This window comes from Citrobacter sp. CK189 (assembly GCF_030333505.1).
GTDB lineage: Bacteria > Pseudomonadota > Gammaproteobacteria > Enterobacterales > Enterobacteriaceae > Citrobacter_B > Citrobacter_B koseri.
This window is the reverse complement of record NZ_JAOWFV010000038.1, coordinates 576,539-597,783: the sequence shown is the minus strand read 5'-3', so window position 1 is coordinate 597,783 and position 21,245 is coordinate 576,539. Positions and strand designations below refer to the sequence as shown.

Sequence of the window (21,245 nt, the reverse complement as noted above, 5' to 3'; positions counted from 1 at the left end):
CTCAGGCTGCGCCAACCAGCAGGCACCGTACGGCGATAAACAGCGCCAGTGCCAGGGTCGAGGCTACCCACATCAATCGAATCGTTCGGGAAATGTCATCTACTGAAATGCCGCGCTGCGCGTCGCCTATCCAGGGTTTTTCAACACGCTCGCCAAAGTAGTCATTCGGGCCGCCAAGACGAATACCCAGCGCACCGGCAACAGAGGCTTCTGACCACGCGCAGTTAGGACTGCTGTGGTTGTAGCGATCCCGCCAGCCGATATGCAGGGCGCGATAGCCGTCGTAACGACACAACGCCGCGGCAATGCTCAGCAGCAGCCAGCTCAGACGCGCCGGGATAACGTTCGCAATATCATCCAGACGGGCGCTGACCATACCAATGGCGCGATATTTTTCGTGTTTATAGCCAACCATTGAATCGAGGGTATTTACGGCTTTGTACGCCATTGCCAGCGGCGCGCCGCCCAAAAAGAGGAAAAAAAGCGGGGCGATGATGCCGTCTACGGTGTTCTCGGCGACCGTTTCCACCACGGCACGATTAACCTGTTCAGGCTGTAACTGTGAGGTATCCCGTCCGACAATCCATGACAGCTTCTCGCGGCTTTCAGCTAAATCGCCCGCCCGCAGCGGGCGTTCAACATCGCGGGCAGCATTCGCAAGACAGCGGCCAGCCAGCACGGTAAAAATCATCCAGATCTCTACCAGCCAGCCAAACCAGGGATGGATCGCGCTCGCCAGCGCCAGCACGCCCCAGGAAACCGCCCACGTCACGCCGACCACCACCAGCCACATCACCGCTCCGCCAATGCGCAGCGATCTGTCGCTATGGCAGTAACGCCGTACAACACGTTGAGTTGCTGAAATTAAATTGCCAATCCAGCGTACCGGATGCGGCCAGTTCTGCGGATCGCCAATAACGAAATCCAGAAGCCAGGCGATACACCACGCAAGCACGGTCATAGCGCCTCCCTTCCTGCCGCCAGCCAGTGGTTCAGCATTGCAGGGCGTTGTGCGAAATGAACGTGAAGGTAGCTTGCAAAGGTATTTCCCACCTGCCAGCCGCCAGACCATTCCTGCAATGTCTTACCATCGCGGACTTTACGGCACGCCATCACCGCCGGGTTTTCCGGGAGAAAATCAGAATAGTGGAACTCATGTCCACGCAGCACTTCGCCTGCCGCCGCCAGCAGCGTTTGCTCTCTGGCCTGCGCTTCGCAGTAGCCAAAGCGGGTCAACCGTTTCCCCATTTTGCTGTGCCCCGGAATCACATCCACCATCCGATGAATCTCTCCACTGGCGTCCTCCAGGGTACTGCCGAGGTACATCAGCCCGCCGCACTCTGCGTAAATCGCCACGCCGCGCTGATGGGCGGCGCGCATTTGCGCCAGCATTGGGGTGTTCGCCGCCAGCGCGGTAGCGTGTAGCTCGGGGTATCCGCCTCCCAGCCAGATCATCTGGCATTCCGGCAGCGTGCTGTCATGCAGTGGACTGAAACGCGTCATCGTTACGCCAGTACGTTCCAGCAGTTTGATGTTATCGGGATAGTAAAAGTTAAACGCTTCGTCATCCGCGATGGCAACGGTAAGTCCTTTTCCCGCCTGCGGGTCGGGTAACGCCGGCCACTCGCCAGCAGGCAGCGCGGTTAGCTGACTCAGGGAAAGAAGCGCATCAATGTCCAGCGTTCGTTCAAGCGTATCGGCAAAATCCTGCCACGGCTGTTGATTAACGACGGACTCACGCGCGGTAATCAGCCCCAGATGACGCTCCGGCAACGCCACGCCTTCCACTCCGGGAACATAGCCAAGCACCGGTAGCGAACAATAGCGTTCAATCGCCGTTTTCAGGAGTTGGTAGTGAGTTTCGCTATTAACGCGATTAACAATCACGCCAGCGATATTGAGGTCAGGATCAAAGTGCTGAAATCCCATTACCGTCGCGGCAATGGAGGTAGAAACGGCTTTACCGTCCACCAGCAAAATCACGGGGCAGCCCAGCTGTTTCGCCATCGCCGCCGTACTACAGTAGTTCGGGTCGGTGCCATAGCCGTCATAGAGTCCCATCACGCCTTCGATCACCGCGACGTCCGCCTGCTGCATGTGTTCACAAAACAGCGCGTTAAGCACGGGCTCCGGGAGCATAAAGCTGTCGAGGTTACGGGACGCACTGCCGCATACTGCCGTATGCCAGCCGGTATCGAGATAATCAGGGCCGACTTTGCATGGCTGAACACGCATTCCACGTCTTTTCAGCAGACTCAGCAGACCAAGCGTGACGGTGGTTTTACCACAGCCGCTTCCGGTTCCTGCGAGAATAAATGCGTGAAGCTTTGCCGCCATACCCTGATCCTGTTCAGGGTGGTAGAGGTATTGTTTAGCTACGTATTACCCCAGTCTTTCGACTGTACGCTACTGAGCAACCCACTTCCCACCGAAGTTGTTGGTAAATACCGACAGGCAGGTCTTCTGGCTTAGCGTCCTCCTCGCCCGTCCTTCCCAATCTTGCGATCAGTGGTCTTACGGGGTCGTCAGCATCACAGCAGCGGGGGCTGCGGGGGATTCTCACCCCCTTCCCTGACACAAATGTGCCAAACCTGTCGGTTGATGTTATGAGCATCACTTTCTCGCTCATAACGACAATTAAATTTTAATTACCTGTTACGCGCCATTATGCCAACGCAATGGTGTAATGACGCCTGTTTTGAATGAAACACTGCGCAAAAGAATAATGAAACCTATTCATAATGACACTGTATCTCATCACAAAAATAAAAACTGGCTCAGTTTATCCTTCAGATAACATTATTTTGTTGCGCTATGACAATTTATTGCTCTGCTATAGTTTTTTTCATTTTATAATGACTGACATACAATACGATATCAAAAATCGGCAATAGCAAAATATTGCTATTTATGCGGACTCGGCGGACGAATTATCATTTATTTGCTGACGGAAAGCCTGTGGCGTGATCTGATAGGTCTGACGGAACACTTTGCAAAAATAACTGGTTTGAGAAAAGCCTAAATTACGTGCAATGCTGGCGATACTCCAGTCACTGTGACAAAGCAGCTCTCTGGCGCTGGCCATGCGCTGTTGGTTTACCCAGGCATTAAAACCGATTCCCTGATATTTCTTGAATAACTTACTAAAGTAGTACGGGCTGAGGTAGACGTGAGAAGCGACATCCTCAAGGCGAAGATCGTCCGATAAATGCGCGTCAATGTAGCGTAACGCTTTCTTCATTTTGCTGTCGTGGGGATTGGGCCCACGTTGCGAACGAGCAGGTTCCGCTTGCGGCGGATTGTCTTTGATAACAACAAAATTAAGTTGTTTTTTAAGGCAATTTTCCACAATCAGCTTCAGCAGATCCGCAGAGGCTATCACCCGCGCGTAGTCCATTTCGGGGACGTTTCGGAACTCATTCAACAGTTCAGGATCGGCCTGCCAGCGATCATCGACATTAAGAATATCAACCAGTCCGACATCATCGCTTAAACGTACCTGACCACATAACACAAACCCCACCAGATGACCGGCAATCACCAAAGGAATGGAGAAATCGGTTAGCCCGGCATGGCAACGATAAATACAGGGCTGATCTGATTTTGACGCTTCCAGCCCCCCGCAGCGATCGCTCATACGGCAACGAATACTGTGTTGAGGATGTTGACGCATTAGCTGACAAAAAGGCGTGAAATTGAATAACTCAGAAATTTCATCACCGTGAATATTGACAACCACGACCGCCAGACTGGTGGCTTGTGCAAAATCCTGTGCGATTTTATTAATGAGTTCTGAGTTCAGGGCACTCGCAGAAATCATGATAAAACCCCTCAGTTAATTTATTGTTGCAAATAGAACATTTATTTCACATTTACCTTTCATCATCACCATACTGTATTAGTGATAAAAAAGTATAAGGGACAATAACAAAAGTCTCCCATCCGTGGGAGACGTTTTGACCAGTTCGTGAAACCAGATCACGAAATGATTTTACGTGTTTCAAAAATACATACGTCCCGTCGTGTTAACGTCCATTTTCCTCCAGCTTACAGGTATTGCACGGTAAATTTTTACCAATCAGGTAACGATAAACCGCAGCTCCGGCGCAAGCTCCGACAATCGGCGCAATAATCGGCACAATAAAATAAGGAATATCGCGCCCCCCGGTCATGGCAATGTCTCCCCAACCGGCAAACCACGCGAATAATTTTGGACCAAAATCACGCGCCGGATTCATCGCAAACCCCGTAAGCGGCCCGGTAGACGCCCCGATAACGGCAACCAAAATACCGATAAGCAAAGGCGCCAGCGGCCCTTTAGGAACCCCATTGCCATCATCGGTCAGCGCCATGATCATCCCCATCAGAATCGAGGTAATGACCACTTCGACCAGCGCCGCCTGCCATACGCTCAGCGCGGCTGCCGGGTAGGTACTGAAAATACTGGCAAGTTGCAGACTCTCCACGCTGCCGCGCACCATATGGTTCGCCGCTTCAAACTCGGTAAATAAGCTACCGTAGAGCAGATAGGCCAACAGCGCGCCGCCGAACGCTCCGGCAACCTGAGCGATAGAATAAGGCAAGACCTTTCGCCCTGGGAAACAGGCAAACAACCACAGCGCAATGGTAATCGCCGGGTTCAGGTGCGCGCCCGATATCCCGGCCGTGAGATAAACGGCAAGCGAGATCCCAAGCCCCCAAATGATGCAGATCTCCCATAGCCCCAGACTCGCACCCGCAACTTTTAATGCACTCAGGCAACCGATACCAAAGAACAAAAACAGCCCGGTGCCCAAAAACTCGGCAATACATTGTGCTTTTAGTGAATCGTTCATTGTGACACCTTCTAAGCAGAGTTCGTGTCTTTACCAGCACAACGCCGTACTGGCAGTAGAGTACAACGAGCATCACTATAAAAAGCGGCACCTGTAAATTGTTGGCAATCTGCCGTTAACCTGCCCCGAAAAATCGTGTTGCTATAGCAAAATATTGCTCTCTGTTTATTCTCCAGGGCAATAATGGAGCGTACTCTAACGAATAAAATGCCAGATTAGGAATAATAAAAAATTGCGATCACCAGATATTCGTTTTCAAACAAATATCACAATTCCATTTTTCGCGTAGCAAAACTTATTTATTTTGTCATCCTGCAAAATGTAAAAATGGAATAGCGAAAACGAAATAATCATATCAAAAACAGCACATTAAACCTTTAAATTCAGTGAGTTATAAAAAATCACAGCAATTTAGTGCTATTGAGAACCCATTATTTTTTCATTCTCTTTTTAAAGTCAGCCATTCTTTTTCCTCGCTTCTTTTTATAGTCATCAACATCGGGACAACCCAGGCGAGGTCTTTATGCAACAAGAAGCATTAGGAATGGTAGAAACCAAAGGCTTAACCGCAGCCATAGAGGCCGCAGACGCAATGGTGAAGTCAGCCAATGTGATGTTAGTCGGCTACGAAAAAATTGGCTCCGGGCTGGTAACGGTCATCGTTCGCGGTGACGTTGGCGCAGTAAAAGCGGCAACCGATGCGGGCGCCGCTGCCGCACGCAACGTGGGAGAAGTGAAAGCCGTACACGTTATTCCACGCCCTCATACCGATGTAGAAAAAATCTTACCGAAGGGAATTAGCCAATGAGCAGCAATGAACTGGTGGAACAGATCATGGCGCAGGTGATTGCCCGTGTGGCAACGCCAGAACAAACGGCCATTCCTGAAGAAACCCACCCAATACGAGAGACGGCTATGGCAGAGAAAAGTTGCAGTTTAACGGAATTTGTCGGCACCGCGATTGGCGACACCGTCGGTCTGGTGATCGCAAATGTGGACAGTGCCTTACTGGAAGCGATGAAGCTGGAAAAGCGCTACCGCTCCATCGGAATCCTTGGCGCGCGAACTGGCGCAGGCCCGCACATTATGGCCGCCGATGAAGCAGTAAAAGCGACCAATACCGAAGTGGTCAGCATTGAGCTTCCCCGCGATACCAAAGGCGGCGCAGGCCACGGCTCGCTGATTATTTTAGGCGGCAACGATGTTTCGGACGTGAAGCGCGGCATTGAAGTTGCGCTGAAAGAACTCGACCGGACGTTCGGCGACGTATACGCCAATGAAGCCGGGCATATCGAGCTGCAATACACCGCCCGCGCCAGCTATGCGCTTGAAAAAGCCTTTGGCGCGCCAATTGGCCGCGCCTGCGGCGTGATTGTCGGCGCCCCCGCCTCCGTTGGCGTGCTGATGGCGGATACCGCGCTGAAATCCGCCAATGTTGAGGTCGTGGCTTACAGCTCTCCGGCACACGGCACCAGCTTCAGTAACGAAGCCATTCTGGTGATTTCCGGGGATTCCGGCGCGGTGCGTCAGGCGGTTATTTCAGCCCGTGAAATCGGCAAAACCGTTCTGTCCACTCTCGGCGCGACGCCGAAAAACGATCGTCCGTCCTATATCTGATATCCGTGAGGCTGATTCATGAGATCGAAAAGATTTGAAGCACTGGCGAAACGCCCTGTGAATCAGGACGGCTTCGTTAAGGAATGGATCGAAGAAGGCTTCATTGCGATGGAAAGCCCGAACGACCCCAAACCGTCGATTAAAATCGTTAACGGCGCGGTCACCGAGCTGGACGGCAAAGCCGCCAGCGAATTTGACCTGATCGACCACTTTATCGCCCGTTACGGTATTAACCTGGCGCGCGCGGAAGAAGTGATGGCGATGGACTCGGTCAAACTCGCCAATATGCTGTGCGATCCAAACGTCAAACGCAGCGACATCGTTCCGCTCACCACGGCGATGACGCCAGCAAAAATCGTTGAAGTCGTCTCACACATGAACGTGGTAGAGATGATGATGGCGATGCAAAAAATGCGCGCCCGCCGTACGCCTTCTCAGCAGGCGCATGTCACCAACGTGAAAGACAACCCGGTTCAGATTGCTGCCGATGCCGCAGAAGGCGCGTGGCGTGGGTTTGATGAGCAAGAGACAACGGTTGCGGTCGCGCGCTACGCCCCGTTCAATGCTATCGCTCTGCTGGTGGGCTCCCAGGTCGGTCGTCCGGGCGTATTAACGCAGTGTTCACTGGAAGAAGCCACCGAACTGAAGCTCGGTATGCTGGGCCACACCTGCTACGCCGAAACCATTTCCGTCTATGGTACTGAACCGGTCTTTACCGATGGCGACGATACCCCCTGGTCAAAAGGCTTCCTCGCCTCTTCCTATGCCTCTCGCGGCCTGAAAATGCGCTTTACCTCGGGGTCGGGTTCCGAAGTACAGATGGGCTATGCTGAAGGCAAATCAATGCTCTATCTGGAAGCCCGCTGTATCTATATCACCAAAGCCGCAGGCGTTCAGGGTCTACAGAACGGTTCTGTCAGCTGCATCGGCGTTCCTTCCGCCGTACCGTCAGGCATTCGCGCCGTACTGGCGGAAAACCTGATCTGCTCCGCGCTGGATCTGGAATGCGCCTCCAGTAACGACCAGACCTTCACCCACTCCGATATGCGTCGTACCGCGCGTCTGCTGATGCAGTTCCTGCCGGGTACTGACTTCATCTCTTCGGGTTATTCCGCCGTACCGAACTACGACAACATGTTTGCCGGTTCAAACGAAGATGCGGAGGACTTCGACGACTACAACGTTATCCAGCGTGACCTGAAAGTGGACGGTGGTCTGCGTCCGGTTCGCGAAGAAGACGTTATCGCCATCCGTAATAAAGCCGCGCGCGCGCTGCAAGCCGTGTTTGCCGGAATGGGGCTGCCGCCGATTACCGATGAAGAGGTTGAAGCCGCAACCTACGCTCACGGCTCGAAAGATATGCCTGAACGTAACATCGTCGAAGACATCAAGTTCGCGCAAGAGATCATCAACAAAAACCGTAACGGTCTGGAAGTGGTGAAAGCCCTTGCAAAAGGTGGTTTCACCGACGTCGCGCAAGACATGCTCAACATCCAGAAAGCCAAGTTAACCGGAGACTATCTGCATACCTCCGCCATTATCGTCGGCGACGGGCAGGTGCTCTCTGCGGTGAATGACGTCAACGATTATGCCGGTCCGGCAACAGGTTATCGCCTGCAAGGCGAACGCTGGGAAGAGATTAAAAACATCCCTGGCGCACTCGATCCCAACGAACTTGGCTAAGGGGTGAAAAATGGAAATTAATGAAAAGCTGCTGCGCCAGATAATCGAAGACGTGCTGTCCGAAATGCAAACCAGCGATAAGCCCGTCTCCTTTCGCGCACCGACAGCATCAACTTCGCCGCAAACCACAGCGCCGCAAGGCGACGGTTTTCTGACGGAAATTGGCGAGGCCAGACAAGGTACGCAGCAGGATGAAGTGATCATTGCCGTGGGCCCGGCATTTGGCCTGTCGCAGACCGTGAATATCGTCGGCTTGCCGCACAAAAATATCCTGCGTGAAGTGATCGCCGGTATTGAAGAAGAAGGCATTAAAGCCCGCGTGATCCGCTGCTTTAAATCCTCTGACGTGGCGTTCGTCGCCGTTGAAGGCAACCGCCTCAGCGGCTCCGGCATTTCAATCGGCATTCAGTCAAAAGGCACTACCGTTATCCATCAGCAAGGGCTACCGCCGCTCTCCAATCTGGAGTTATTCCCTCAGGCGCCGCTGCTGACGCTGGAAACGTATCGTCAGATTGGCAAGAACGCCGCGCGCTATGCGAAGCGTGAGTCACCACAACCGGTTCCGACCTTAAATGACCAAATGGCGCGCCCGAAGTACCAGGCGAAATCCGCCATTCTGCACATTAAAGAGACGAAGTATGTCGTGACGGGCAAAAACCCGCAGGAACTGCGCGTGGCGCTTTAACAAAGGATACCTCCATGAATACCGACGCAATTGAATCGATGGTTCGGGACGTGTTGAGCCGCATGAACAGCTTGCAGGGCAACGCACCTGCTCCGGCCGCAGCAAGCGCATCAACGCATACCGCAAAAGTGACGGATTATCCGCTGGCGAATAAACATCCAGAATGGGTAAAAACCGCCACCAATAAAACGCTGGATGAATTCACGCTGGAAAACGTCCTCAGCGACAAAGTGACCGCACAGGATATGCGTATCACGCCGGATACGCTGCGCATTCAGGCGGCTATCGCCAGAGATGCCGGACGTGACCGCCTGGCGATGAACTTTGAGCGCGCAGCGGAACTGACCGCCGTACCGGACGATCGAATCCTTGAAATTTACAACGCCCTGCGTCCATACCGTTCGACGAAAGAAGAGCTGATGGCTATCGCAGACGATCTGGAAAATCGCTATCAGGCGAAGATTTGCGCAGCTTTCGTGCGTGAAGCGGCAACGTTATACGTCGAGCGTAAAAAACTCAAAGGTGACGATTAATTTTAGGGAAATACGATGCGATACATAGCTGGCATTGATATTGGCAACTCATCAACAGAAGTCGCGCTGGCGCAGCTGGATGAGGCTGGCGCGCTGACCATTACCGGCAGCGCGCTGGCGGAAACCACCGGAATTAAAGGCACATTACGAAATGTGTTTGGTATTCAGGAGGCGCTTACGCTTGCGGCAAAAAACGCAGGCATCAATGTCAGCGATATTTCGCTTATCCGCATCAACGAAGCCACACCGGTCATTGGCGATGTCGCGATGGAAACCATCACGGAAACCATCATTACCGAGTCCACAATGATCGGCCATAACCCTAAAACCCCAGGCGGGGTCGGTCTGGGTGTGGGAGTGACCATTACGCCGCAAGAGTTATTAACCCGCCCGGCGGATACGCCTTATATCCTGGTCGTGTCATCGGTGTTCGATTTCGCCGATGTCGCCACCATGATTAACGCCTCCGTACGCGCCGGATATCAACTCACCGGCGTCATTTTGCAGCAAGATGACGGCGTCCTGGTCAGCAACCGCCTGGAACAGCCTTTACCGATCGTCGATGAAGTGCTCTATATCGACCGGATTCCGCTGGGCATGCTGGCCGCAATTGAGGTTGCCGTACCAGGGAAAGTGATTGAAACGCTCTCTAACCCTTACGGTATTGCCACGGTTTTCGGCCTTAATGCCGAAGAAACCAAAAATATCGTCCCTATGGCGCGCGCGCTGATTGGCAATCGCTCCGCCGTCGTCGTGAAAACGCCATCAGGGGATGTCAAAGCACGCGCCATTCCCGCCGGGAATCTGGAACTGCTTTCTCAGGGACGCACGCTCCGTGTAGATGTTGCCGCCGGTGCTGAAGCCATCATGAAAGCGGTGGGCGAATGCCGCAAGCTGGACAACGTGACCGGCGAAGCAGGCACCAATATTGGCGGCATGCTGGAACATGTACGCCAGACCATGGCGGAACTGACCAATAAGCCCAGCAACGAGATCTTCATTCAGGATTTGCTGGCTGTCGATACTTCCGTTCCGGTGAGCGTTACCGGCGGGCTGGCAGGCGAATTTTCTCTGGAGCAGGCCGTAGGCATCGCCTCAATGGTGAAATCCGACCGTCTGCAAATGGCGATGATCGCCCGTGAAATCAAACAAAAGCTGAGTGTTGACGTTCAGGTTGGCGGTGCTGAGGCTGAAGCGGCGATTTTAGGCGCGTTGACGACTCCCGGCACCACGCGTCCGCTGGCGATTCTCGATTTGGGCGCAGGTTCGACAGATGCCTCCATCATCAATCCCAAAGGGGAGATCATTGCCACCCACCTCGCAGGGGCTGGCGATATGGTCACGATGATTATTGCCCGTGAACTGGGTCTGGATGACCGCTATCTGGCAGAAGAGATTAAAAAATATCCGCTCGCGAAGGTGGAAAGCCTTTTTCATCTGCGTCACGAAGATGGCAGCGTCCAGTTTTTCCCCACCCCGCTGCCGCCAGCCGTATTTGCCCGCGTATGTGTGGTGAAGCCTGATGAACTGGTTCCATTACCCGGCGATTTAGCGCTGGAAAAAGTACGCGCCATTCGCCGCAGCGCCAAAGAGCGGGTTTTCGTCACTAACGCGCTGCGCGCGCTGCGCCAGGTCAGCCCGACCGGCAACATTCGTGACATTCCTTTTGTCGTGCTGGTTGGCGGATCGTCTCTGGATTTCGAGATCCCGCAACTCGTCACCGATGCGCTGGCGCACTATCGCCTGGTGGCCGGTCGCGGCAACATTCGCGGCACAGAAGGCCCGAGAAATGCGGTCGCGACCGGGCTGATTCTCTCCTGGCATAAGGAGTTCGCGCATGGACAGTAACGCCAGTACCCCGGCTATCGTTATTTCGACCATCGATGACGGTATCACGGTCTGGAAAGAGGTGCTTCTCGGTATTGAAGAAGAAGGTATCCCCTTTGTTATCCAGACGCAGACTGACGGTGACGTGACCCATTGCGCCTGGCAGGCGGCTCGTCGGTCTCCGCTACTCGTCGGCATAGCCTGCGACAAAGAAAAGCTGGTTGTGCATTACAAGAATTTACCCGCATCAGCGCCGCTTTTTACGCTGATGTATCACCAGGACAGCCATGCCCGGCGAAGTGCTGGTAACAACGCGGCAAGGTTAGTCAAAGGGATCCCCTTTCGGGATCTGAATACCTAAGCAACAGGAGAATCGCAGTATGAACAACGCACTGGGACTGGTTGAAACAAAAGGGTTAGTCGGCGCTATCGAAGCCGCTGACGCCATGGTGAAGTCCGCCAACGTGCAACTGGTGGGCTATGAAAAAATCGGCTCCGGCCTGGTCACCGTTATGGTTCGCGGTGATGTTGGCGCGGTTAAAGCGGCAGTCGATGCGGGAAGCGCCGCAGCAAGCGCCGTGGGCGAGGTGAAATCTTGCCACGTTATTCCACGTCCGCACAGCGACGTTGAGGCCATTTTACCCAAGTCAGCCTAAACGGCCGCAACCAAGGAGCACAGCGTGAAGCAATCACTGGGATTACTTGAAGTTAGTGGTCTGGCATTAGCCATCAGTTGCGCGGATGTCATGGCGAAAGCCGCTTCCATCACGCTGGTGGGGCTTGAGAGAACCAACGGTTCTGGCTGGACGGTGATCAAAATCACCGGTGATGTGGCCTCCGTGCAGTCCGCCATCATCACCGGTGCCAGTTTTGCCGATCAGCAGCAGGGGCTGATCGCCCACAAAGTTATCGCCAGGCCTGGGGAGGGGATTCTTTCCCGCGCGACGGTTATTCCGCCCGCGCCCATGCCAGCCCCGGAACCTGAAACAGAACCTGAATCTGAACCTGACGTCGTGGTTGTAGAAGAGTCAGTACCGGAAGCAGAACCCGAAGCCGGAATGGTCAGTTGCAATCTCTGTCTTGACCCTGCCTGTAAGCGGCAAAAAGGCGAGCCCCGGTCACTCTGCCTGCATTCAGGTAAGTGAGGTAAAGCGTAATGGATAAACAGCTTCTGGAAACAACCGTCAGCAAAGTGCTGGATGAAATGCGTGAGCGCCCTATTCCTCTGGGTGTTTCCAACCGTCATATCCATCTTAGCGCTGAAGACTATGCCCGGCTTTTCCCTGGTCAGCCAATCAGCGAGAAAAAAGCGCTGCTCCAGCCTGGGCAATATGCGGCCGACCAGACCGTCACGCTTATTGGCCCTAAAGGTCAGCTAAAGAATGTGCGCCTGCTCGGCCCCCTTCGCCGTACCAGCCAGGTTGAGATTTCCCGCACCGATGCCAGAACATTGGGCATCGCTGCGCCGCTGCGCATGTCGGGAGACCTTAAAGGAACGCCAGGCATTCGTCTTGTCAGCCCCTTCGCCGAGCTGGATCTCGCCTCCGGCGTGATTGTCGCCCAACGCCACATTCATATGTCGCCGCTTGATGCGTTGATATTTCGCGTTGCGCATGGCGACAAAGTTTCTGTCGCTATTGAAGGCAATGCGCGCAGGCTGATTTTCGACAACGTCGCGATTCGCGTCTCTGCGGATATGCGTCTTGAAATGCACATCGACACAGATGAAGCCAATGCCGCAGGCGCCGACAGCCCGGACGCGTTTGCCACTCTGGTTACACCGCGATGAACGGCGAGATGTTGCAGCGCATTATTGAGGAGGTCATCTCCCGCTTGCAGCGTCGGGCGGAAAGCACGGCCACGCTCAGTATTTCGCAACTGCGGGAGGCCGATTCCCGCGCGCTGTTTTGTCAGTATGCGGCGCTGCATATTGTGCAGGCGGATCTGCCTTCGCTGACGTATATCGCAGAGCAGGATGCTGACGACCCTGTAGCGAAGAAAATCCATGACGCACTGGCATCAGGTATTCGTCTACAGATATCCCTGCACCATCGCCTGTTGCCGTCGCTGCCGGTGAAAAAGCTGGCGCGTCTGCCCATCAGGCTGGTCGATGAACGAGGGCAAACAATCTGCCTGCATCCGACCACTCTTTTGAGTTACGCCGACGTCGCTCTACTCGCGGGGCAATTACTGGTGCTGCGTCGTCGCTGTGTCGTCACCGCTCTGGCCCGTGAAGCCGCCAGCGCGCGGAATATTCAACTTATTAAGCAGGAGTGAACCATGCATCTGGCACGAGTCACAGGCGCGGTGGTATCCACGCAAAAATCGCCCTCTCTGGTTGGGAAAAAACTTTTGCTGGTACGTCGGGTAAGTGTCGATGGAGAGCTTCCCGACCCGCCCATTACCGGAGATGAGGTTGCCGTCGATTCCGTCGGCGCTGGCGTGGGTGAACTGGTTTTACTCAGCAGCGGCTCCAGCGCCAGACATGTTTTTTCCAGCCCGAACGAGGCCATCGATCTGGCCATTGTCGGCATCGTAGACACGCTTTCTCATTAAGGAGCGGATGATGGCGATTTATACCCGAACAGGAGATTCCGGCACTACGGCCTTATTTACCGGCCAACGGGTCAGTAAAACGCATCCACGCGTCGAAACCTACGGCACGCTGGATGAACTCAATGCAGCGCTGAGTTTATGCGTTTGCGCCACAACCTGCGCGCAACACCGCACGTTGCTCGAATCTATTCAGATGCAGATATTCTGGTTTAGCGCCGAACTCGCCAGCGAAAGCGAGCAGCCGTCGCCGGAGCAGCGCTATATCAGCGCGGAAGATATTGCCGCGCTTGAAGCGGCTATTGATACCGCGATGGGACGCGTTACGCCTTTACACAGTTTCATTTTACCTGGCCGTTGCGAAGCCGCGAGTCGCCTGCACTTTGCCCGCACGCTTGCCCGCCGGGCTGAAAGACGTCTGGTCGAGCTGTCGGCAACCGCCAGCGTCAGGCACGTCCTGATGCGCTACATCAACCGCTTATCTGATTGCTTGTATGCGCTGGCGCGCGCCGAAGATCATGACGCTCATCAGAACAACATCATTCGGGAGGTCACTGAGCGCTACCTGGCCTCAAACCCGGCCTCTGTCGTCAAGGAACGCTCTATGACCCTCTCTTTTCACGAGCTTCATCAGTTAACTCGTTCAGCGGTGGCGCGGGCGGAGGCGCTTCAGGTTCCTGTGGTCGTCAGCATTGTGGATGCCAACGGCACCGAAACCGTGACCTGGCGTATGCCGGACGCTCTGCTGGTGAGCAGTGAACTGGCACCGAAAAAAGCCTGGACCGCCGTCGCCATGAAAACAGCCACCCACGAACTGGCTTGCGCCGTTCAGCCGGGCGCTTCGCTCTACGGTCTGGAAAGCCATATGCAGGGGAAAGTCGTCACTTTTGGCGGCGGATTCGCGTTATGGCGTGATGGTCTGCTCATTGGGGGTCTTGGCATCAGCGGCGGGAGCGTTGAACAGGACATGGATATTGCACAAGCCGCCATTGCGGCAATTAACGTGAGAACACATCAATGAATACTTCTGAACTGGAAACCCTCATCCGTAATATTTTAAGCGAACAGTTGGCGCCTGCGCAGGCCGAAACGCAAGGACACGGTATTTTTCAGTCCGTCGGCGAAGCGATAGACGCGGCGCATCAGGCTTTCTTACGTTATCAGCAGTGTCCGCTCAAAACGCGCAGCGCCATTATCAGCGCCCTGCGCCAGGAGCTTACGCCGCATCTTGCCACGCTGGCGGCGGAGAGCGCAGCGGAAACGGGGATGGGAAACAAAGAAGATAAATTTCTTAAAAACAAAGCCGCGCTGGATAACACGCCAGGCATTGAGGATTTGACAACCACGGCCCTCACCGGCGATGGCGGCATGGTGCTGTTTGAATATTCACCGTTCGGCGTCATTGGTTCCGTCGCGCCCAGCACCAACCCTACCGAAACCATTATTAACAACAGCATCAGTATGCTGGCTGCGGGCAACAGCGTTTATTTCAGCCCGCATCCTGGCGCGAAGAACGTCTCACTCAAATTGATCGGCATGATCGAAGATATCGCCTTCCGCTGCTGCGGCATCCGTAATCTGGTCGTCACTGTCGCAGAACCGACCTTTGAGGCAACTCAGCAAATGATGGCGCATCCCAATATTGCGGTGCTGGCTATTACTGGCGGCCCCGGCATTGTTGCGATAGGAATGAAAAGCGGTAAAAAGGTCATTGGCGCCGGGGCGGGCAATCCGCCCTGCATCGTTGATGAGACCGCCGATATCGTCAAAGCGGCCGAAGATATCATCAACGGCGCAGCGTTCGATTACAACCTGCCCTGCATCGCAGAAAAAAGTCTGATTGTCGTAGAGAGCGTCGCTGAGTGCCTGGTTCAGCAAATGCAGGCTTTCGGCGCATTGCTGTTAAACGCTGCGGATATCGATAAATTACGCGCCGTCTGCCTCCCGGAAGGTCACGCGAATAAAAAACTGGTCGGGAAAAGCCCGACCGCCATGCTGGAAGCCGCCGGTATTGCCGTTCCCGCAAAACCGCCGCGTTTGCTTATCGGTATCGTCAGTGCCGACGATCCGTGGGTAACCAGCGAACAGTTGATGCCAATGCTACCCGTCGTGAAGGTCGATAATTTCGACAGCGCGCTGGCACTGGCGCTAAACGTTGAAGAAGGTCTGCACCATACCGCCATTATGCACTCGCAGAATGTCTCTCGCCTGAATCTGGCGGCGCGCACCTTACAGACCTCTATTTTTGTGAAAAACGGCCCTTCCTATGCCGGTATCGGCGTTGGCGGCGAAGGGTTTACCACCTTTACCATCGCCACCCCGACCGGCGAAGGGACAACCTCAGCACGCACATTTGCCCGTTCCCGTCGCTGCGTACTGACCAACGGCTTTTCAATTCGCTAATGAGGTCGTTATGAATACGTTTTCACTACCAACCCGATTGTACAGTGGCAGAGGAAGTCTGGATGTGCTGACGCGTTTTACAAACCGTCATATCTGGATTATCTGTGATGGATTTCTGGCGCAATCACCGCTGATCAATACGCTGCGCGACGCCCTTCCAACGGATAATCGCATCAGCATATTCAGCGACATCACCCCGGACCCTACCATCGGTACGGTAGTGCAAGGTATTGCGCAGATGCATGCCCTGCGACCGGATGTAGTCATCGGCTTTGGCGGGGGATCGGCGCTCGACGCGGCAAAAGCCATCGTCTGGTTCAGCCGTCAGTTCGGCATCGAAATTGAAACCTGTGTTGCAATTCCCACCACCAGTGGCACCGGTTCCGAAGTCACCAGCGCATGCGTCATTAGCGATCCAGAAAAGGGCATTAAATATCCGTTATTTAATAAAGCGTTGTATCCAGATATGGCTATTCTCGACCCGACGCTGGTTGTCACCGTTCCGGCAAATATTACCGCCAACACGGGGATGGACGTCCTGACGCATGCGCTTGAAGCGTATGTGTCTCCGCATGCCAGCGACTTCACTGACGCGCTGGCGGAAAAAGCCGCGCAAATCGTCTTTCAGTATCTGCCCGTTGCGGTCAGGAAAGGGGATTGTCTGGCTACCCGTGGGAAGATGCACAACGCCTCAACGCTGGCGGGAATGGCGTTTAGCCAAGCTGGACTGGGGCTGAACCATGCTATTGCCCATCAGTTAGGCGGCCAGTTTCATCTGCCGCACGGGCTTGCCAATGCGCTGCTGCTGACATCGGTCATCCGCTTTAACGCCCACGATCCCCGGGCGGCAAAACGATACGCAAGACTCGCTAAAGCCTGTCAACTCTGCCCCGCCAGCGCAAACGAGACGTCATGCCTCAATGCGCTGATTCATCAGATTGAGCAGCTCAAAACGCAGTGTGCAATTCCTTCATTCGCCCAGGCGCTTAAAGAGGGACGACAGGCGTATTCACAACGAATCCCGGTCATGGTTCAGGCGGCGCTGGCTGATGTGACGTTAAGAACCAACCCGCGTACCGCCGATGCCAGCGCGATCCGGGAACTTCTTGAGGCGTTGTCATGAATACCGTCAGCGCCATTGAACAGGATAGCTATGATGCGCAAACCATACGCGATCGAGTACGTGCTGCGGGCGTGGTTGGCGCCGGGGGGGCGGGTTTTCCCGCCCACGTCAAACTACAGGCGCAGGTTGAGATCTTTTTGGTTAATGCTGCTGAATGTGAACCGATGCTCAAGGTTGATCAGCAATTAATGGCGCAGCAGCCCGCGCGCCTGATTCGCGGCGTGCAGTACGCCATGAAGGCAACCGGCGCACGCGAGGGGATTATTGCGTTAAAAGAAAAATACCGCGATGCGATTGAGGCATTAACCCCCCTGCTACCTTCCAGTATCAGGCTGCATATTTTACCCGATGTCTACCCGGCCGGGGACGAAGTGCTGACCATCTGGATGGCGACAGGCCGACGCGTTCCGCCTGCGGCATTACCGGTGAGCGTCGGCGTGGTGGTCAATAATGTTCAGACCGTACTGAATATCGCCCGTGCGGTAGAACAACAGTATCCCGTAACGCGCCGCACTCTTACCGTTAACGGCGCGGTTGCGAGGCCGCTGACCGTCACCGTCCCTGTCGGTATGTCTTTACGCGACGTTTTAGCGCTTGCAGGCGGCGCCACCGTTGATGACCCCGGATTGATTAACGGCGGCCCCATGATGGGAAGCCTGGTGGCATCGCTGGATTCACCGGTGACAAAGACCACCGGCGGCCTGTTGGTGTTACCAAAAAACCATCCCTTGATTCAGCGGCGAATGCAGGATGAACGCACCGTTTTGTCTGTTGCAAAAACCGTTTGCGAGCAATGCCGGTTATGTACTGATTTATGCCCCAGGCATTTGATCGGCCATGAGTTATCTCCCCATTTACTGGTACGCGCGGTGAACTATCAACAGGCCGCGACACCGCAACTCCTGCTTAGCGCGCTGACGTGTTCAGAATGCAACGTTTGCGAAAGCGTGGCATGCCCGGTGGGGATCTCCCCCATGCGCATTAACCGCATGCTGAAACGTGAGCTACGGGCGCAAAACCTTCGTTACGAAGGCCCGCTGAATCCCGCCGATGAAATGGCGAAATATCGGCTGGTGCCGGTTAAGCGATTGATTACCAAACTGGGGCTCAGCGACTGGTATCACGACGCGCCGTTAACGGACGTCGCCCCTTCAACAGACAAAACGACGCTACTCTTGCGTCAGCATATTGGCGCCAGCGCCGTTCCCTGCGTGCAAAAAGGTGAACGCGTTGTCCGTGGACAGTGTGTCGCCGATATGCCATCTGGCGCGTTAGGCGCTCCCGTTCACGCCAGTATTGACGGCATTGTCAGCGACATTACTGAACACGCCATCACGGTTGTAAGAGGTTAACCATGTCTCAGGCTATAGGTATTTTAGAACTCACCAGCATCGCTAAAGGAATGGAAGCAGGCGATGCCATGCTGAAAAGCGCCAGCGTCAATTTACTGGTCAGTAAAACAATCTGTCCGGGTAAATTTTTACTGATGCTGGGCGGCGATGTCGGTGCGGTACAGCAGGCCATCGAAACGGGCACATCGCTGGCCGCAGACATGCTCGTGGATAGTCTGGTGCTACCTAATATTCATGCCAGCGTGCTGCCTGCGGTCAGCGGGTTGAACAGCGTTGATCAACGTCAGGCCGTAGGGATCGTGGAAACCTGGAGCGTAGCGGCCTGTATCAGTGCCGCCGATCGCGCCGTTAAAGCCTCCAACGTGACGCTGGTGCGTGTCCATATGGCGTTCGGTATTGGCGGAAAATGTTACATGGTGGTGGCTGGCGATGTCTCCGATGTCAACAACGCCGTTACGGTAGCCAGTGAAAGCGCAGGCGAAAAAGGACTGCTGGTTTACCGCGCCGTGATCCCCCGTCCGCATGAAGCCATGTGGCGACAGATCGTGGAGGGATAATGGAAAAGCAACCGACAACGGAACGCATGATCCAGGAGTATGTTCCCGGGAAACAGGTAACGCTGGCGCATCTGATTGCTAACCCAGGCAAAGATCTCTTTAAAAAACTGGGTCTGCCGGATGCGGTGTCCGCTATTGGGATCCTGACCATTACGCCCAGCGAAGCCTCGATTATTGCCTGCGATATCGCCACCAAATCCGGCGCGGTCGAGATTGGTTTTCTTGACCGTTTCACCGGGGCCGTCGTGCTGACCGGCGATGTCTCAGCCGTCGAGTATGCGTTAAATCAGGTGACCAGAACATTGGGAGAAATGATGCGTTTTACCGCCTGCCCAATTACCCGGACATAACGCCATGAAACGCATTATGTTAATCGGCCCCAGCCAGTGCGGGAAAACCTCTCTTACACAGAGTCTGAACGGCGAAGCGCTTCATTACCAGAAAACACAGGCTATTGTCTGGTCGCCCGGCACGATCGATACGCCAGGCGAATATCTGGAGAACCGCTGTCTGTATAGCGCGCTGCTGGCAAGCGCCTGTGAAGCCGACATTATCGCGCTGGTTCTTAATGCCGATGCGCCGTGGTCGCCCTTCTCCCCCGGTTTTACCGGCCCAATGAACAGACCCGTTATTGGGATCGTCACCAAATCTGATTTGGCGGATTCGTCACGTATCTCATGCGTGGAGAACTGGCTGATTCAAGCCGGTGCGCAGAAAATTTTTGTCACCAGCGCGCTGATAAAATCCGGGATTGATGAAATGTTTGTTTTTCTGAGTGCTAAGGAACCCTTATGTCTCACAAAATAATGGCGATTAACGCCGGTAGCTCGTCGCTAAAATTCCAGTTGCTGGCAATGCCGCAGGGCGAAATGATCTGCCAGGGATTAATCGAACGTATCGGAATGGCGAACGCCAGAGTCACAATGAAAACATCCGCGCAAAAATGGCAGGAAACGGCCCCCATCGCCGATCACCGCGAAGCCGTTACCCTGCTGCTGGAGAAGCTCCTCAGTCATCACATCATTAATACCTTACAGGATATTGACGGCGTGGGTCATCGCGTGGCGCACGGCGGAGAGTTCTTTAAGGATTCGGCGCGCGTGACCGATGAAACGCTCGCTCAAATTGAGCGTCTTGCCGAACTGGCCCCGTTGCATAACCCGGTTAACGTGCTCGGTATTCATATTTTTCGCCAGTTGTTACCCTCAACGCCTTCTGTGGCCGTATTCGATACCGCCTTTCATCAGACGCTGGACGAGTCGGCCTATATTTACCCTCTGCCCTGGCGTTATTACGCCGAGCTGGGTATTCGCCGCTATGGTTTTCACGGTACCAGCCATAAATATGTCAGCACGGCATTAGCTGAAAGACTGGGCATCCCGCTCAGCGCCTTACGCGTTATTTGCTGCCATCTGGGTAATGGCAGCAGCATTTGCGCTATCAAAGGGGGGCAATCCGTCAATACATCAATGGGATTTACGCCGCAATCGGGCGTGATGATGGGAACCCGTAGCGGAGACATCGATCCCTCCATTCTGCCCTGGATTGCAGAACGTGAAGGGAAAACGCCCCAGCAGCTTAATTATTTATTAAACAATGAGTCGGGGCTGCTGGGCATTTCCGGCGTTTCGCATGATTACCGCGACGTTGAGCAGGCCGCCGATGGCGGAAATCGCCGGGCGGCGCTTGCGCTTACGCTATTTGCTGAGCGCATTCGCGCAACAATCGGCAGTTATATCATGCAAATGGGCGGTCTGGATGCGCTCATTTTTACCGGTGGAATCGGCGAAAACTCCGCCCGTGCCAGAGCAGCGGTCTGCCATAATCTGCATTTCCTGGGGCTGAGTATTGATGAGGAAAAAAACCTGCGCAACGCTACGTTTATTCAGGCAGAAAACGCAGTGGTGAAAGTGGCGGTCATTAATACCAATGAAGAGCTTATGATCGCGCAAGATGTGATGCGGATTGCGTTAAGTGACAAGGTCACATTTGACGTTTCCGCCTGATTTTGCCCGACTGCAACTTGCGGAAAATCATGGTAATAGCGCAATCGCCGTGACACTATGCGCCGAGGATT

The 21,245-nt window shown here is 54.4% G+C and carries 24 protein-coding genes and 1 riboswitch; of the genes, 20 read left to right on the top strand and 4 right to left on the bottom strand.

Annotated features, from left to right (window positions below; genetic code table 11):
- Position 1: 1 nt before the first annotated feature.
- The 4 genes from cbiB to pduF form a co-directional block, all read right to left on the bottom strand.
- Positions 2-961 (bottom strand): adenosylcobinamide-phosphate synthase CbiB, encoded by a 960-nt coding sequence (gene cbiB / locus OGV83_RS12720; protein WP_071258865.1) that lies wholly within the window; start codon positions 959-961, stop codon positions 2-4.
- On the bottom strand, positions 958-2,337 hold the full coding sequence (locus OGV83_RS12715; RefSeq protein WP_071258867.1) for a cobyrinic acid a,c-diamide synthase CobB: 1,380 nt from the start codon (positions 2,335-2,337) through the stop codon (positions 958-960). Before OGV83_RS12715 ends, cbiB begins: the two co-directional genes overlap by 4 nt.
- Before the next feature lie 99 nt (positions 2,338-2,436).
- A riboswitch (cobalamin riboswitch) is annotated at positions 2,437-2,610 on the bottom strand.
- A gap of 298 nt (positions 2,611-2,908) precedes the next feature.
- Entirely contained in the window at positions 2,909-3,820 is a 912-nt protein-coding gene (gene pocR / locus OGV83_RS12710; protein WP_012131773.1) for a transcriptional regulator PocR, read from the bottom strand.
- A gap of 205 nt (positions 3,821-4,025) precedes the next feature.
- Complete coding sequence (pduF, locus tag OGV83_RS12705; protein ID WP_012131772.1) at positions 4,026-4,835, bottom strand: propanediol diffusion facilitator PduF; 810 nt, start codon at positions 4,833-4,835, stop codon at positions 4,026-4,028.
- A 523-nt stretch (positions 4,836-5,358) separates the two neighbouring features.
- On the opposite strand from pduF, the gene pduA reads away from it, so the two are divergent.
- From pduA to OGV83_RS12605, 20 genes are read left to right on the top strand one after another with little or no spacing between them, the layout of a single operon-like run.
- Positions 5,359-5,643, top strand: coding sequence for a propanediol utilization microcompartment protein PduA (pduA, locus tag OGV83_RS12700; RefSeq protein WP_001183618.1), 285 nt, complete (start codon positions 5,359-5,361; stop codon positions 5,641-5,643).
- On the top strand, positions 5,640-6,452 hold the full coding sequence (pduB, locus tag OGV83_RS12695; protein WP_012131771.1) for a propanediol utilization microcompartment protein PduB: 813 nt from the start codon (positions 5,640-5,642) through the stop codon (positions 6,450-6,452). Before pduA ends, pduB begins: the two co-directional genes overlap by 4 nt.
- Before the next feature lie 18 nt (positions 6,453-6,470).
- Positions 6,471-8,135, top strand: coding sequence for a propanediol dehydratase large subunit PduC (gene pduC / locus OGV83_RS12690; RefSeq protein ID WP_047462720.1), 1,665 nt, complete (start codon positions 6,471-6,473; stop codon positions 8,133-8,135).
- A 10-nt stretch (positions 8,136-8,145) separates the two neighbouring features.
- Entirely contained in the window at positions 8,146-8,820 is a 675-nt protein-coding gene (gene pduD / locus OGV83_RS12685; protein WP_047462718.1) for a propanediol dehydratase medium subunit PduD, read from the top strand.
- A 14-nt stretch (positions 8,821-8,834) separates the two neighbouring features.
- Positions 8,835-9,353, top strand: a complete 519-nt coding sequence (gene pduE / locus OGV83_RS12680) for a propanediol dehydratase small subunit PduE (RefSeq protein WP_012131768.1) — start codon at positions 8,835-8,837, stop codon at positions 9,351-9,353.
- Positions 9,354-9,368: 15 nt separating this feature from the next.
- Complete coding sequence (locus tag OGV83_RS12675; RefSeq protein ID WP_071258869.1) at positions 9,369-11,201, top strand: diol dehydratase reactivase subunit alpha; 1,833 nt, start codon at positions 9,369-9,371, stop codon at positions 11,199-11,201.
- Positions 11,191-11,541: a glycerol dehydratase reactivase beta/small subunit family protein gene (locus OGV83_RS12670; RefSeq protein ID WP_058669354.1), complete on the top strand. Its 351-nt coding sequence runs from the start codon at positions 11,191-11,193 to the stop codon at positions 11,539-11,541. Before OGV83_RS12675 ends, OGV83_RS12670 begins: the two co-directional genes overlap by 11 nt.
- A 19-nt stretch (positions 11,542-11,560) precedes the next feature.
- Positions 11,561-11,836, top strand: coding sequence for a propanediol utilization microcompartment protein PduJ (gene pduJ / locus OGV83_RS12665; protein ID WP_004853788.1), 276 nt, complete (start codon positions 11,561-11,563; stop codon positions 11,834-11,836).
- Between the two features lie 24 nt (positions 11,837-11,860).
- A complete protein-coding gene (locus OGV83_RS12660; RefSeq protein ID WP_047462701.1) occupies positions 11,861-12,325 on the top strand; it encodes a BMC domain-containing protein in 465 nt (154 codons plus the stop codon).
- 11 nt (positions 12,326-12,336) lie between these two features.
- Positions 12,337-12,969, top strand: a complete 633-nt coding sequence (locus OGV83_RS12655; RefSeq protein ID WP_012131764.1) for a phosphate propanoyltransferase — start codon at positions 12,337-12,339, stop codon at positions 12,967-12,969.
- Positions 12,966-13,457: a microcompartment protein PduM gene (gene pduM, locus OGV83_RS12650; RefSeq protein WP_012131763.1), complete on the top strand. Its 492-nt coding sequence runs from the start codon at positions 12,966-12,968 to the stop codon at positions 13,455-13,457. Before OGV83_RS12655 ends, pduM begins: the two co-directional genes overlap by 4 nt.
- Before the next feature lie 3 nt (positions 13,458-13,460).
- Positions 13,461-13,736 (top strand): EutN/CcmL family microcompartment protein, encoded by a 276-nt coding sequence (locus OGV83_RS12645; protein WP_071258870.1) that lies wholly within the window; start codon positions 13,461-13,463, stop codon positions 13,734-13,736.
- 10 nt (positions 13,737-13,746) lie between these two features.
- Positions 13,747-14,754, top strand: a complete 1,008-nt coding sequence (gene pduO / locus OGV83_RS12640) for a two-domain cob(I)yrinic acid a,c-diamide adenosyltransferase PduO (protein WP_071258872.1) — start codon at positions 13,747-13,749, stop codon at positions 14,752-14,754.
- Entirely contained in the window at positions 14,751-16,136 is a 1,386-nt protein-coding gene (gene pduP, locus OGV83_RS12635; protein WP_286463722.1) for a CoA-acylating propionaldehyde dehydrogenase PduP, read from the top strand. Before pduO ends, pduP begins: the two co-directional genes overlap by 4 nt.
- Positions 16,137-16,146: 10 nt before the next feature.
- Positions 16,147-17,259 (top strand): 1-propanol dehydrogenase PduQ, encoded by a 1,113-nt coding sequence (locus OGV83_RS12630; RefSeq protein WP_012131759.1) that lies wholly within the window; start codon positions 16,147-16,149, stop codon positions 17,257-17,259.
- Positions 17,256-18,611, top strand: a complete 1,356-nt coding sequence (locus tag OGV83_RS12625; protein WP_286463720.1) for a 4Fe-4S dicluster domain-containing protein — start codon at positions 17,256-17,258, stop codon at positions 18,609-18,611. The genes OGV83_RS12630 and OGV83_RS12625 overlap by 4 nt, the downstream gene beginning before the upstream one ends.
- 2 nt (positions 18,612-18,613) lie before the next feature.
- Positions 18,614-19,168, top strand: coding sequence for a propanediol utilization microcompartment protein PduT (gene pduT / locus OGV83_RS12620; RefSeq protein ID WP_012131757.1), 555 nt, complete (start codon positions 18,614-18,616; stop codon positions 19,166-19,168).
- Positions 19,168-19,518: a propanediol utilization microcompartment protein PduU gene (gene pduU, locus OGV83_RS12615; protein ID WP_047462685.1), complete on the top strand. Its 351-nt coding sequence runs from the start codon at positions 19,168-19,170 to the stop codon at positions 19,516-19,518. Before pduT ends, pduU begins: the two co-directional genes overlap by 1 nt.
- Positions 19,519-19,522: 4 nt before the next feature.
- The gene (pduV, locus tag OGV83_RS12610) at positions 19,523-19,975 is read left to right on the top strand and encodes a propanediol utilization protein PduV (protein WP_115625690.1); all 453 of its coding nucleotides are present in this window, start codon (positions 19,523-19,525) and stop codon (positions 19,973-19,975) included.
- On the top strand, positions 19,960-21,174 hold the full coding sequence (locus tag OGV83_RS12605) for an acetate/propionate family kinase (protein ID WP_286463718.1): 1,215 nt from the start codon (positions 19,960-19,962) through the stop codon (positions 21,172-21,174). Before pduV ends, OGV83_RS12605 begins: the two co-directional genes overlap by 16 nt.
- The last annotated feature ends 71 nt before the right edge of the window (positions 21,175-21,245 follow it).